The organism is Chryseobacterium sp. L12, assembly GCF_056133985.1.
On sequence record NZ_JBVYOF010000019.1, the window covers coordinates 137,712 to 151,824 of the forward strand.

The 14,113-nt window shown below is 31.6% G+C and carries 15 protein-coding genes; 2 read left to right on the top strand and 13 right to left on the bottom strand.

Going from position 1 to position 14,113, the window contains the following annotated elements; translation table 11 throughout:
• Positions 1-1,194 (bottom strand): glycosyltransferase, encoded by a 1,194-nt coding sequence (locus AC0NBN_RS12450; protein ID WP_160813361.1) that lies wholly within the window; start codon positions 1,192-1,194, stop codon positions 1-3.
• Positions 1,194-1,754 carry an acyltransferase gene (locus AC0NBN_RS12455; protein ID WP_160813362.1) on the bottom strand — a complete coding sequence of 187 codons (561 nt, stop codon included), beginning with the start codon at positions 1,752-1,754 and terminating at the stop codon, positions 1,194-1,196. The genes AC0NBN_RS12450 and AC0NBN_RS12455 overlap by 1 nt, the downstream gene beginning before the upstream one ends.
• Before the next feature lie 49 nt (positions 1,755-1,803).
• Here AC0NBN_RS12455 and AC0NBN_RS12460 point away from each other — a divergent pair, with 49 nt between their 5' ends.
• Entirely contained in the window at positions 1,804-2,034 is a 231-nt protein-coding gene (locus AC0NBN_RS12460) for a phosphopantetheine-binding protein (protein WP_160813364.1), read from the top strand.
• On the opposite strand, the gene AC0NBN_RS12465 is transcribed toward AC0NBN_RS12460, so the two are convergent.
• The 5 genes from AC0NBN_RS12465 to AC0NBN_RS12485 are packed head-to-tail and all read right to left on the bottom strand — an operon-like array spanning position 2,027 to position 6,639.
• Positions 2,027-2,647: a GNAT family N-acetyltransferase gene (locus tag AC0NBN_RS12465; protein WP_160813366.1), complete on the bottom strand. Its 621-nt coding sequence runs from the start codon at positions 2,645-2,647 to the stop codon at positions 2,027-2,029. The two genes, AC0NBN_RS12460 and AC0NBN_RS12465, sit on opposite strands and share 8 nt — an antisense overlap.
• Complete coding sequence (locus AC0NBN_RS12470) at positions 2,644-4,086, bottom strand: AMP-binding protein (RefSeq protein WP_160813368.1); 1,443 nt, start codon at positions 4,084-4,086, stop codon at positions 2,644-2,646. Before AC0NBN_RS12470 ends, AC0NBN_RS12465 begins: the two co-directional genes overlap by 4 nt.
• Complete coding sequence (locus AC0NBN_RS12475) at positions 4,083-5,258, bottom strand: glycosyltransferase (protein WP_160813370.1); 1,176 nt, start codon at positions 5,256-5,258, stop codon at positions 4,083-4,085. Before AC0NBN_RS12475 ends, AC0NBN_RS12470 begins: the two co-directional genes overlap by 4 nt.
• Positions 5,255-6,088: a glycosyltransferase gene (locus tag AC0NBN_RS12480; protein ID WP_160813372.1), complete on the bottom strand. Its 834-nt coding sequence runs from the start codon at positions 6,086-6,088 to the stop codon at positions 5,255-5,257. Before AC0NBN_RS12480 ends, AC0NBN_RS12475 begins: the two co-directional genes overlap by 4 nt.
• Positions 6,088-6,639, bottom strand: a complete 552-nt coding sequence (locus AC0NBN_RS12485) for an acyltransferase (RefSeq protein WP_160813373.1) — start codon at positions 6,637-6,639, stop codon at positions 6,088-6,090. The genes AC0NBN_RS12480 and AC0NBN_RS12485 overlap by 1 nt, the downstream gene beginning before the upstream one ends.
• Positions 6,640-6,795: 156 nt before the next feature.
• On the opposite strand from AC0NBN_RS12485, the gene AC0NBN_RS12490 reads away from it, so the two are divergent.
• Positions 6,796-7,566, top strand: coding sequence for a class I SAM-dependent methyltransferase (locus AC0NBN_RS12490; RefSeq protein WP_160813375.1), 771 nt, complete (start codon positions 6,796-6,798; stop codon positions 7,564-7,566).
• Between the two features lie 47 nt (positions 7,567-7,613).
• On the opposite strand, the gene AC0NBN_RS12495 is transcribed toward AC0NBN_RS12490, so the two are convergent.
• From AC0NBN_RS12495 to asnB, 6 genes are read right to left on the bottom strand one after another with little or no spacing between them, the layout of a single operon-like run.
• On the bottom strand, positions 7,614-8,555 hold the full coding sequence (locus AC0NBN_RS12495; RefSeq protein WP_160813377.1) for a glycosyltransferase family 2 protein: 942 nt from the start codon (positions 8,553-8,555) through the stop codon (positions 7,614-7,616).
• A gap of 2 nt (positions 8,556-8,557) precedes the next feature.
• Positions 8,558-9,370, bottom strand: coding sequence for an FkbM family methyltransferase (locus tag AC0NBN_RS12500; protein WP_160813379.1), 813 nt, complete (start codon positions 9,368-9,370; stop codon positions 8,558-8,560).
• Positions 9,367-10,455: a hypothetical protein gene (locus AC0NBN_RS12505; protein WP_160813381.1), complete on the bottom strand. Its 1,089-nt coding sequence runs from the start codon at positions 10,453-10,455 to the stop codon at positions 9,367-9,369. The genes AC0NBN_RS12500 and AC0NBN_RS12505 overlap by 4 nt, the downstream gene beginning before the upstream one ends.
• A complete protein-coding gene (locus AC0NBN_RS12510; protein ID WP_160813382.1) occupies positions 10,452-11,402 on the bottom strand; it encodes a glycosyltransferase family 2 protein in 951 nt (316 codons plus the stop codon). The genes AC0NBN_RS12505 and AC0NBN_RS12510 overlap by 4 nt, the downstream gene beginning before the upstream one ends.
• Positions 11,399-12,307: a GT-D fold domain-containing glycosyltransferase gene (locus AC0NBN_RS12515; RefSeq protein WP_160813384.1), complete on the bottom strand. Its 909-nt coding sequence runs from the start codon at positions 12,305-12,307 to the stop codon at positions 11,399-11,401. The genes AC0NBN_RS12510 and AC0NBN_RS12515 overlap by 4 nt, the downstream gene beginning before the upstream one ends.
• Positions 12,308-12,318: 11 nt before the next feature.
• Complete coding sequence (gene asnB / locus AC0NBN_RS12520; protein ID WP_160813386.1) at positions 12,319-14,106, bottom strand: asparagine synthase (glutamine-hydrolyzing); 1,788 nt, start codon at positions 14,104-14,106, stop codon at positions 12,319-12,321.
• Positions 14,107-14,113 lie beyond the last annotated feature (7 nt).

The following is a 14,113-nucleotide window of genomic DNA, read 5'->3' on the forward strand; positions in this document are numbered from 1 at the left end:
TTATACAGAAAGCTCGTCAATAATTTCCATAATAGAGTTGACAGAATTTTCCAGACTAAAAGGCATTTGATAATCTTTAAGATTGTTTTGATAGGTGTTAAAATGATCTGGTGTTGTCAATGCCTTTTTCATTCCCTCATAAATTCCTTCTTCGGAATTGTCAACAATTAAGCCTAATTTGCCGTTTTCCAGCATTTCATTTACTCCGGAAACTTCTGTAGCAATAATGTTTTTTTTGAGCGTAATCGCTTCAAACAAAACCGTAGGAAAGCCTTCGTATCTTGAACTGAGAATATAAAACTCTGCTGCTTTAAAATAGGGATAAGGATTGTCTGTAAAACCAAGCATTTCAGCAGTATTATCTACGCCTAATTCTGCTTTTAATTTTCGGATGTTTTCAAAATCATAACCGTCGCCAATAATTTGAACCCGATGTTGGTAGCCTTCATCTAAAAGTTTTTTATGGACTTTCAGCAATCTGTCAAAACCTTTCTGTGGGAAAACCGTTCCTACACTTACGAAAGTTGGTTGTCGGTTGTTGGTTGTCGGTTGTTGGTTGTCATTGTGAGGAACGAAGAAATCTGTTGCTTTTTCATTGGACTTTTTTAGAATTTCTTCCGTATCCAAAGGGTTGTAAATTCTGACGATTTTGTTTTTCTCCTTTTCATTTCGGGCTAATTTTTCAAAATCGTTTTGAATTTTCTCTGAAATCACCATTATTTTATCAAATCCAAAGAATTTTCTAAACTCATCATCCGTATAATGGTGAAATTCTGTTTTGGTGAGATCATTATGAATCCAGACCATTTTTTTAGATGAAGAAATGGGGGAGTTTAGAATCTCGTCTCTCATTCCGTGGATGGCGGCAAATTCTATGTCGTATTTTTTGTTTTTGAGAATAGCAGAATATAGAATTTTGGGATATTTTTTCAGTAAACCTTGGTAAAAAACTCTGAATGCTTTCTTTGGAAGATCCTGCAAACGGTTAGTAGTAATCATCTCTCCTTTATTCAGATAGATGATGTTGATCCATTTCGGGATTTCACTCAAATACTTTCCTGAGTATAAGTTTAAAAGCAAATCTATTTCGTATTTATCTTCAGGTAGATTTTTAAGAAAAGTCGCCAAAACTTTTTCTGCACCACCGTGGCGCAGAGAACCTATTCTGATGAGGATTTTCTTTTTTTGGGACATTAGTTTGAAGGTTTGAATTTTTCAGGTAAATTTTCCTTCAACCATTGATTTAATTTTTTCTTGTCTTTTTCAAGTTCTAAAGGATAATCAATAGTTGTTTTTTTAAGAACATCGCCGTAATCTTCAATTTCGCAGATGTATTTTGCAGGGTTTCCTCCATAAACAGTATTGTCTGGCATAGACTCCGAAAGAACAGAATTGGCTCCCAAAATGCAGTTGTCACCCATTTTTACATCCTGAAGAATGATACAATTTAATCCTATAGCACAGTTTTTTCCAATTTTTATGCGACCAAAATTTCTGACCTCTTCATACCCTTCAATTTTTCGGAGATTCGCAGTTCCTCCAGAGTGATTTATAAACGCAGTTCCTTTAGCAATTCTGCTGTCATCGTCAATTTCTATCAGAAATGGTTCTGAGCCTAAATTTACGCCGGGACGTATAATTACTCCTTTGCCGAGTTTTAAGCCGTTTGCCTGACAGATTTTTACATAAATTGTATGCTTGAAGTTCTCAAGCAAGTCTAGAATCTTATGTAAGACTTTAAATAAAATTAGCATAACACGAAAATATTTTTTTTATAAATTTGTCATCTTTAAATACGAGAAGATGAATAAACAAGAATTTTGTAATATTTTACAGAAAGAGTTGGGAGAAGAAACAACAATATCTCCCGAAACAAATTTTAAAGAATTGGATTCATTTGGTTCTCTTTCTTTGGTTTTGGTTTTGCAGCTTGTTGAAAATCAGTTTGATGTGAAGCTTAATCCTAGAGGTTTCAGATCGGTACAAACTGTAAATGATATTGCCAATTTGGTAGGACCTGAAAAACTCAGTTGATTTTTTTTATCAAGATATTTTTGTTATCTGTAGGATAAATTCTGTTTCCATCCTGGTTTACTTTTACTTTTTTGTATTCTTTAAATCCTAGTTTTTTGTATGCATTAAATGCGTTTTCATTGTTTTCTAATACATTAATATATACCTTTTCAACCGTGACTTTACTAATCTGATAATCTATAAGTTTTCCTGCAATTCTCTGTCCTCTAAATGCTTTATGTACAAAAATATATTCTATAAAAAATTTGTTGGATGATAATTTTTTATTATCAGGAAGACTTTTTGCGTTTTTTATAAAATGGTCTAAGTGATTTTTCTCCAGATGTATAGCGAATAGCTCACTTTTACTCTGGTAGTAAAATGAATCTGTAAAAAATATGCTGCAACATGCGGCTCTTTGATTATCAAACTCTACAACAGTGTAAGTATTCAACGAGAATTCTGTATCAAAATTTTCATCATCATTCAGAAATCTTTCAAGATAGTTTTTTGTAGTTTCTGTATCTGTTCCAAATAGTTTGTTAAATGTATTTGTACCTGAGAAACTTTCTATCTCCACAATAGCATTTACAATAAATGGGATGTCTGTTTTGTCTGCTTTTCTGATATTCATAAAATCATTTTCTTTAGTTCGATCCTATCTGTTTTTCCAGAAGTATTGACAGGGAAATTTTCAAGTTTTATAATTTTTGTAGGGATGCAATAATCTGGTAAATGTTTTTCTAAATGTGAAAGTATTTCACTTTCATCTGCCATTATATCATTAATAAATAGTATCAAAATATCATTATTCCCCGTATCTTTACTAACAACCGCTATACTTATTGCATTTTGGAGCTTTTGATTGGCAAAATATTCAATTTCCGATAATTCAATTCTGAAGCCATTAATCTTAGCTTGAAAATCTATCCTGTTGGTATAAAAAAAGTCTCCATCATCATCTTTTATACACCAATCTCCTGTCTTGTAAAAAGTTTTTCTATTATCATTAAAAAAAGCTTCTTTGGTTTTATCATCATTTTTCCAATAGCATCGGGTTAGCAGCTTTCCGGAGAGTAAAAGTTCTCCTTCTTTTGCTTCATCTTTATCAAAGCTTAATTGGCTATTGATCATTGATTTGCCAATACTTACGATGCCATTTATTGCTTTTATTTTTTGTTCAATTTTGTAATATGTGCAAAATATTGTATTTTCTGTAGGACCATATACATTATAAATTTGAGCATTTGGAATAAAATGTTTCCAACCTTCAATTTGTTTGGTAAGAAGTGCTTCGCCACAGAAAAGATTCATCCTTAGGCTTTTATTTTGTATTTGAGTATCTAAATAAGGAATAATTAGATTCAAAATACTTGGAACCATTAGTGCTACAGTAATTTCATCTGCTTCCAAAAGATCTAAAATTTGTAAAAATTTTGTTTCTCTTTTGTGGAGTGCAACAACTTTTGAACCGTTAAGCCAAGGAATAAGATAGCTCATCACCGACAAATCAAAAGTAAGATCAAACATCTGTAAAACATTATCTGCAGGTGTGAGATTACCAAATGTGTTGTGAAAAGAATCAGCAAAATAAAACAGGTTAGAAAACTGGATTGGAACTCCTTTTGGATTTCCGGTACTGCCGGAAGTGAATAAAATATATGCGTTATTATTTATAGAAGAATTTTTAGGATCTTTTTCTTCTTTTCCTAAATCTTCTTTAGAATTTAAGATCTTTATTCCAAAATGATCCTGCATTTCTATAGATGATAAAACAATCTCTATCTCTGCTTGACTAATGATGTTCAAATTCTTACTTATCGGGAAACCGGGGTGTAACGGAACATATGTTTTGCCTTCAAACCAAATTGCTAAAATTGAAGCATACATATAAACATCATCAGTAAGATAAATACCGATATTCTGAGAATCTGTATTTTGTAGTTGTGATCTTATCTGCTGTGCAAATCTGGAGACTTCTGCATATGTATAATTTTTATTCTCAATTTTTAAACAGATGTTATCGCTGTTTTTTTTAAACGAAGAAAATAAGTTTTTAATAAAAGCATTCATGAGTTTTTATTTTTCACCAAATTTATAATGATTTCTTCCACAGTATCAAAAATCTTTTTGTTATCAAATTTTTCTTCTATTTTTAAAAGATTTTCGGAAATCACATCAACTATTCCATCTTCATTATTTAAAAATTTTTTCATTGCATCATACATCTCCTGAACTGTGTAGTTGATAAGTAAGCCCGTTCTTGTGTGTTCAATCATTTTAGGTATGTCTCCTGTACTGGTTGCAATTATAGGTTTTTGAAGAATGAGAGCTTCAGCAATAACAAGCGGCCAAGCCTCGGACTGTGATGGTAAAATAAGGAAATTTGACATGTTAATATAGGGGTACGGATTCATCTTATTGCCAAGTAAATAGACGGATTTAGATACATCCAGACTTTCTATGAGTTTTTCTAAGTTCACTCTCTCTTCTCCTTCTCCGATAATGATAATCGTATGATTATATCCATCTTTTATTAAGCGAGAATGCGCTTGAATCAATTTGTGAAATCCTTTTCTGGTGTGTAACCTTCCTACCGAAACAAAAACAGGCTCTTTAAAATGAAAGTCATTTACTTCTGTCTTTGCTTTATTTTTAATCTCATCAATTGGAATCGCATTGATGATAACAGATTCCTGCGGATAATTAAGAGAGGGATATTCTTTATGCATCATTTCTTTAATGTTTGCAGAACAGTAAATCATGTGATCAAACTGAGGGAAATGATTTAGTATTCCAACTACTAGAGATTTTATTTTGAGCACATTAATCTCTGAATGAAACCAGCCTATTTTTTTTGATTTTTTGTTAGAGGAATTTAATACAGATTCAAAATCATTATAAGTCATAGCAATTTCAACATCGTATTTATCTCCCAAATATTTTTCATCTATAATTTGTGGATTTTTTCTCAGAAAATCTAATTTAATCTTACGCTTAATTAATTGGATTTTTTTAATCAAAAAATTTTGGGAAAAATCTTCCTTCCCTTCAACTAAAAACACTTTCCTTACATGGGTTGGGATTTCATCTCTTAGTTCTCCCTGATTGATATTAAGACATACCGTAATATCAAATTTTTCAGAATTCAAATTATTAATAATGCTCAGCATGACTTTTTCAACACCGCCCATTTCCATAGAACGGTGTCTGAAGAGAACTTTTATTTTTTCTGTCTGTGTCATATTTTCTGAAATAATATTTTCAGTTTTTTTATTATACGGTATGATATTTTGTTTTGGTATGATAACAGGCTGAATATTTCTTCAGAATTAGTGTAACATGCTGGTATTTTTTTGTCATTAATATGTGAAATTTTCCTTCTCTTCATAGCATTAAATATCACCCGTCCCCAATATTCATAAGAATCTTTTTTGTTGTCATTTTGAGAAATTCCTTTTAGGTGGGTTCTGTAAAGATAATTGGATTCATTAATAAACCTTACTTTACCTTTTTCATAAAGTTTTAGATATAGATCCTGATCTTCAGCAATTTTCAAAGATGAGTCCATTTTTTCGGTTAATTCATAAGTGCTTTTTCTAAAACACACAAAATGAGCAATCTGCACAGGGTAATTAAAGAAAAAAATATCATCATTCGGAACCTGCATTGCAGATTTGAATTCAAATAATGGGTTCAGATGTTGGTCGCAGCTTATAAAACGGGAATAGGTAAGTACTGTATCTTGGCTGTGTTTGAAAACATCTACTGCCTTTTCTATGGCAGAAGGAAGTATAGCGTCATCCGGGTCAACAAAACCGCATATTGCACCAGTAGCAAGATCAATAAGCTTAGATTTTGTAATGCCTACGCCAAAATTTTTTTCATTCTCGTAAAACTTAAATCTTGAATCATTTTGTATTAGATCCATGACAGCCTTTTTTTCTGAATCTATTGAAGCATCGTCTAAAATAACCGCTTCCCAGTCTGTATAAGTCTGCTTTTTAAGAGATTCATAACAGTCTTTAAAATAAACAGAATTGTTATAATGAGCAATAAGTATTGAGAATTTCATTACCCTTTATTTTTGAATATAAGTTCCTGTTTGTTGATAACGGTTGTGTTGGCAGGAACGTCTTTATAAATAGTACAGCCTGCACCTATAATACTGTTGTCACCTATAGTAACACCTTTTAAAATGGTAACATTACTTCCCAGCCAGCAATTGTTTCCAATTTTTACAGGTGAAGTGGTAAATTCTTTATGACTGGCGAATTGAATTCCATCTTGGATGTCGACTCTATGATTGTTATCATAAATTTTCACGTTTTCACCAATTAAACAATTTTGCCCGATGGTGATTTTTTCTAATGCAACAATGGATGTGTATTTATTAATTGTAGTATTCTCATCAACTTCGAGAACTGCATTTTTACCTATTATAATATTTACATGATTATAAAATTTAATATTTTTTTTTATAATCAAATTTTTTAAATTGCTGTTGATCTCGAAATCATGAATATATCCCAACTTTAATGAAGAATGCACAGATCCTGCATTTTGAAGTTCTTTTAAAAGTGATTTTCGCATCATGAAGCGTAAAGCTTTTACCCAAATGCTCATTTTAATAAATTTTTTAACGATTGTGTAATTAATCATGCAAGATAATATTTTAAAATAATACTTCAGATGCTTATTTAAATGAAATTTTATAATTCATTGATTAAAATACTGTTTTATTAGAAAAAATTATATTTTTGCATAATTAAAATAAACACTATGAGCGAAATAACCAGAGTTCTCAAAACTTTCATAGGTTACCTCAAAAGACCTGATCTCTATCCAGAGTTGGGGCGAAAAATCATCAAAAATACTATAAATAGAAAAAGTGCTTTTAAGGGAAAGGAAGCCACAAATCTTTGGGCTTCAAAAATTGCAATAAGCCAACCAAATGCAATTAGTAAATTATTTGGAGTAGATTTCCAATCTTTCTCAGAAAAGTATCCTCAAGAATATCAAAAAGCTTTGGACGCTCAGAATGCCTGTCCTATAAAAATGGGTGGTGCGGGAGCTTTAGAACTTTTATATAGTGCATGTGAGTTTACAGAAGCAAAAACCGTTATAGAAACTGGAGTAGCTTACGGGTGGAGTTCTTTTGCTGCACTTACTTCTTTACAAAAAAGAAACGGTACTTTGTATAGTTCTGATATGCCATATTTAGGTCAAAATGGTGATCAATATGTAGGTTGTGTGGTAGCAGAAAGTTTAAAAACAAACTGGAAGCTTTTTCGTTATGCCGACAGAGAATCTTTGCCGAAAATCTTCAAAGAAATCAATGAAATTGATGTTGTACATTACGATTCTGATAAATCTTATGAAGGTATGCAGTGGGCTTATGAAACACTCTATAAAAAATTGAGAAAAGGCGGAGTCTTTATTTCTGATGATATAAATGATAACTCTGCATTCCAGGATTTTTGCGAGCAGGAAAAAATTGTTCCTACCGTGGTTGATTTTGAAGGGAAATTTGTGGGTGTTTTTGTGAAATAGAGTAATGTGATTAAGATTCTGATTATTTTTGACTATTATACCCTATTCTAAAATAGTTCATTACGGAAATTTACATTATACAATCCAGAACGGATTCCCGAATAATCTTTTATAGCATATTTTAAAATCATTGTCCACTTCCTTATCCCGGAATTATTGGCAATTTCCCAACTTCTATGCATTCTTTTTATATGAAGTTTGATGTCCTGTGGAATTGTTTTTTCCTGAGAAGCCCAGTCATTTACTTCCTTCCAAAGTAAAACTCTTGTTTTTGCCGGATTTATCTTTTTTGAGTCAACCTGCGTAATTCTGTTACTTTCATGTACACCTCTTACGGCAACAGCCTTGTCTAAAATACCAGGATAAAGATCAAGATAATAAGATAACCTAAATAAAAATTCGGTGTCCTGATGCAGTTTCAAATGAGTTTTCATCAGAGGTGATACTTTGGAAAGCAGGGCTGATTTTCTGATAGTCAAAGCATCTATGCTGAAGAGTCCAAAGCTGCCAATCATTCCTAATTGTCCGCAAAATACATCTTCAGGCCTATGTTTTTTATAAACCGTAGTTAAACGATCTCCGAACACTTTATAATATTGTTCTTTAGCTTTTTCTGTATAATAATGTACGCCGATTGCACCATAAACACCCTCTACCTCCGGATTTTGAAAAAGTTCTTTTTCTGCATCAAATCTGTTTGGTAAATAATAATCGTCTGCATCTAAAAATGCAATAAAATCACCAGTAGATTTTTCAATTCCCAAATTTCTGCTTGCACCAGCACCATGATTTCCTTTGTCTGGATGTTGATAAAGTTTTACTCGATCATGTTTTTCAGTTAGTTCTTTGCAAACTTCGAAAGCATTATCCGGCGACTTATCCTCAATCAAAATAATTTCGCATACCTCTTCAAACTGCAAAGCAGATTCCACCGCCTGAGCGATATATTTTTCGGCATTGTAAACGGGGATGATTACAGAGATTTTCATTTTTATAAAGGTTTGGCAATCCAATTGTCTTGAGATTCAGTATTCAAATTTTCTTTTGATAGAATTTTATTAAATCTTCTACTATAAACTTGGTAATTATTATCAATAAAAAAATTAAAAAATTCAGTGGAAGAATAACTACCTTCTCTATCAATCCAATTAGGGTTGTATTCTAAAAATATAACCGGTCTGTTTTTTAAAATGAAATCTTTATTTCCCATGATAGCAACAGCTTCAAATCCTTCTACATCAATTTTAATAACATCAATTTTTTTATTGATAAGAATATTGGCTAAAGTATCTGTATGCACAGTAATTTTTTCCACTTCATTTTGGGCTTCACGCTCAACAAAAGAACTTGTACCAGCGTGATTTTTTACAAAATTAAAAGATTTGCTTTCCTTTTTGTCTGATATTGCAATGTTATAGGTATAGATATTTTGAAATTTATTGATTCTGATGCTTTCGTTAAACTGATCATATACACTTTTTATAGGTTCAAAAGAATGTACTTCCTTGCAGTAAGGCGATAAAAGCAAAGAGTGTTGCCCAATATTACTACCAATATCCAATAAAATCTTGCCACGGTCTAATTCGCTGTAAATATCATCTACAATTTCCTTCTCATAAATGCCGTTTTTGAAAATCATCATATCTACATGACCAAACTTTCTGTTAAGTACTATTTTTGTATTTTTTTTTCGATACTTTATATTGAAAATAGTCTTACTATCAAGATAGGTTATGTTTCGTTTTCTTTGAATGTAGTTTATGATGCCTTCTTCAAAAAGAATGCTTTTTATTTTTTTTATCATTGTATTTGGATTTTTATTTTTTTGACACTTCTTTCACTTGCATTTAAGAAGATTTTTTTCTTGTTGATATTATTAAGTATTTTATTACTGAATCCTATTGGATGAATATTTTCTTTATAATAGTTAAGAACATTTTCTTTCATTTTGTTATAGTCGGCTTCAGATAAATCAAAGATATTATTTATTATTTTATTATTTAAATCATCAATGTCATTAAAAATGAATGAATTATAACCATCCTTTAAGGCTGGATATATTGTATCGGCATAGTTTTTCTGAATGACGGGGATGACACCGCAAGATACAGCTTCTGCAAAATTGTGACTCAACGGCGCAAAAACGCCAGGGCAACAAAGAAAATATCTGAATTTACTGATTAGTGGTCTTACATTTTGTATAGGAATGGGGAGGTTATACTTTTCAACAAAAACAAACTTTTTTTCTTCTCTATTATGGATGATGTTTGAAAGTTCATCTTCTTTTTTTATGGAAATAAAGTTTGTGAAATCACTAAAAAAATCTATAAGACTTGCTCTATCTATAATGTCAAAAGGAGCTTTATGTACGTTTTTATATGCTTCCCTGTCAAAGTTTCCGAAACAAAATAGGCTGTTGATTCTTTCAGCGGTATCGATTGGCTCATTCCAATAGCCATAATGATACATAAAAGGATGAAATGTCATCGGGACGTGATAAGAATCTACCGCAATGTTTTTATGATTAAAAAAAACATCATAATAATCTTCGCTGAACTGATTATCTGTAAGAAGAATGTCTTGTTTTTTTTTAGGAACATCTTTTATAGTTAGAAAACCTTCTTCTTTTAGCATTAGAGATAAATATACATCGCCATTTCTCAAATTTCTGTAGGTATGAAAACTCATTGGATATATAATTGTATAGCCTGCTAAGTTTAAATTTTTCAGCAAAGTATAAAAATACCTGTGATAAAGTTGAGGGTTTTTGAAGTCAATAAAAATGTACTTTTCTTTCTCTGTATGATGATTTGTAAAATATTTTGCATTGATATAATAAAATATATCAAGTAGAAGAACATAAATTTGAGAAAGTCTTTTTTTTATCATTTGAGTTTTTTTAGAGCATGAAATCTATATTCAGTTTTTGCAAAAACAGGGGAGGTTAATGCAGAGTATGCAAAATATAAATATTTTTTAATCCCTTTCATATTTGCGATTTTGAAACTTAAATGTCTGAGTCTTATAACTTTAATTGCTTTTTTATTCATTTCTGGAACAGATTTACTCCAAAAATAAAGTGAAGTGTAAAGTTTAAATATATTATTATAAAACTGAGCCGAATATGGTTTTATCTTGGTAATTCTGTTATCATCGTGCACACCTCTTATAGAGACAGGCTTGTCGATAATTCCTGTTTTCAAATGGCACAAGTAAGATAATTTAAGATTAAAATCTGTATCCTGATGCACTCGCAATTCTTCATTAAAACGTAATCCGGATCTCTCTAAAGCAGATTTTCTTATCGTTAATCCTATCAGTGAAAAGAAAACGCCAAATTGTTTAGGAGATAAACGCAATAATCCTAAAAAAACATCATTACCTTCAGCATGGTAGTTAACAGTAGTCAGCGTATTGTTTCTAAATTTCCGTTCAAACTCTTGTTTTCCCTTTTTAGAAAGGAAGTCGACACCAATAGCCCCAAAAACACCTTCAATTTTTTTATCGTTAAATAATTCTCTTTCGGCATCAAAACGGTTGGGAAGATAATAATCATCTGCATCAAGAAAAGCAATAAAATCGTGTGAAGCTTTTTCAAGTCCCAGATTTCGCGTAGCTCCTGCACCGTGATTTCCTTTATCCGCATGCTGGAAAAGTTTTATTTTATCATTATTATCAGATAATTTTTGGCATACCAAGAGAGAATGGTCGGTGGACTTATCTTCTATTAGCAAAATTTCTTTCACTTCCTCAAACTGCAACGCAGAATTAACTGCATTCTCTAAAAATTCAGCAGCATTGTAAACAGGTATAATTACGGATATATTAAAATTCATTCTTTAATTTCTAAAATAATACTGTTTAAATAGACTTGTAAAAATTCACCAGAAATATCAAGGGATTTTTGTTCAGCAGCCTCGTTTACATATCTTCCGGCTATGGGCAATTTTTCTTGAGCAGATTGTAAAAACCACATATATTCAATATCAATATGACCAATATCTAATGCCCAATAATTATCTTTTGCTAAATCGTGGGCAAGAATCGTGGCAGTAGGACCTAATGCAATCAGAACTGTTTTGTTATTTCCATATTTTTTAGCTGCATCTAAAATTTTGTCATAGTGTTTAAAAGCATTTTTATCCGGGCATAATATTCTTTGTATTGATTTTGAATTGTCAAATAATTTATTACCAACTCCTAATCTCGAAAACCGCCCTTCAATAAGTAAAAGCTCTTGATCTTGCCAGGTTTTCTTTAACATTTTAACGATATGGTCATTTCTTTTTTTTGTTTTATTCTTGTAACTTAAGTAGAAACGAGATAGAAACGAGTTTCCGTATATTTTATTTCTATCTAAATAAGGATTTAATATTTTGCCGTAATTGTTGATAAATTTTTTCCACCAGTATTTTGTTTTAATATTAAAATTTGCAAAAGAATTAAAATGCTCGGGAATACAAACCAAATGGTTTTCTAAATTTGATTGTAATACTTCCTGAAGTTTTTCACTTAATAAATTACTGTTTTCTTGAAATTCTAAATAGTGTCCCTGTGAGGCAATTAATCTAAACTCTCCGTCACCAAAACGGCTGATTGATTTTTTTTTGTGATATACTTCATCTATTGTCTTTTCAATACTCAAAACTTTAAATCTCTTAAAGTCTGATCGAAGATGTTTAGTGGAGAATAACCATTGCTGATAATAAAAAATTTCACTAATCTTTTTTTTCCAACTCATTGTAAGTATTTTTATTTATTGTTTTCTGCCCAAAGAGCCAACTGCAAAATATTCCAGTGTTTTGCATCTTGATTGAGAAATTTTTGGGTATTTTTAAAATCTAAAAACCTGAAAACTTTCTGTGAAGAATCTTTTAAAAGACTGTCGGAAAGATGTTGAAGACTTTTTTCTGTAAACCAGTTTTTAACGGAAGATCCAAAACCTTGCTTTTTTCTGTTTCTTATAGTTTCTGTCCAATAATTTTGCATAGATTCCCGAAGAATAATTTTATCATGATGAGTAGTAAGTTTAAGATTTTCAGGGAGCTGAATACAAAATTCTGCAAAATCAAGATCAAGAAACGGAGTTCTCACTTCCAAAGAGTTTGCCATTGCCATCCTGTCAGATTTCACCATCATGTTTGAGGGTACATATTTTTCCAGATCTATTCTCATAATATCATTGAGAGAGCTATCATTGATAGTAAAGCTGAAAGGTTGATAGAAATTGCTTTCAATCCCTAATTCAATGCGTTCCTGAGGAGAGAAATAATTTCTTACATGATTCTGGTGAAAATCAACAATAGAATTGTAATGTAAATTCTGGTTTGTAACAAAAGAAACAGCTCTAAACTTCTGATAAAATTTCAGCCCAAATTTTATAATATTATTTTGATAGCTGAAGTGGTTTTTAAGCTGGTTTTCACCCTGATAAAAGTGATAACCTCCGAAAAGTTCATCACCTACATCTCCCGAAAGTACTACTTTGAGATGTCTGGAGGCAGCTTCGCAGATTTTATATTGCGGAATATAGCTCATATCTGCAAAAGGCTCGTCTAAAAAAGGTGATATTGATAGTAAATCTGCGGCAATATCATTCTTTTTTTCGTGAATCTCAATATGGTTGGTTTTGTATTTTTCTGCAATTTCCTGCGCATATTTTAGTTCACTATTGCTGTCATCATAGCCGAAGCTTATCGTTGTCTGATGGGGGAGAAACTCATTTACCATCGCTACAACCGAAGAAGAATCTAAACCTCCGCTTAGAAAGCTTCCCACTTCCACATCAGCAATCAATTGTTTTTTAACAGCATTTTTCAGGAGAAAAGCAAATTCTTCTTTAGCTTCTGAAAGACTTATTGCTTTATCCTTTGCAGGTAATTTATAGTATCTTGAAATAGTGATCTTGCCGTTCTTCCAGATGAGTTGATGTGCAGGTGGCAAAGTAAAAATATTAGAATAAATACTCTGATAAGAATTTACATAACCATACTGAAGATAATGCGAAAGCGCTTCATGATTGACACTGGGCTCAATAAGACCGCTGGCTAAAATAGATTTAATTTCTGACGCAAAGATAAATTCATCATTTTTACCAATGGCATAATAAAAGGGTTTTTCCCCAAACCGGTCTCTTGCACAATACAGTTGCTGTTTTTCTTCGTCCCAGATAGCAAAAGCAAACATGCCCGGCAAATCCGTGATGAGTTTTTCTTTTTTTTGCTGATACATTGCCAGAATAACTTCGGTATCAGAGTTTCCGCGGTACGGATAGTTGTGATATTCTTTTTTAATCTTTTGATAACCGTAGATTTCGCCGTTTAAAACGATACATTCTTTGCGGGTATTAGAAAACATTGGTTGCTTTCCGTTATCGGACAAATCAATAATAGAGAGCCTTCGATGTCCCAAAATAGCATTATTAAGAGTTTCGAAGTGAGCGGAATCTGGTCCCCGATGTGCTATGGCATCGGTCATTTTTACAATTTCCTGTTGGTAATTCTGAGCATTTTGAGTAATGATTCCTGCAATTCCGCACATTATTTTC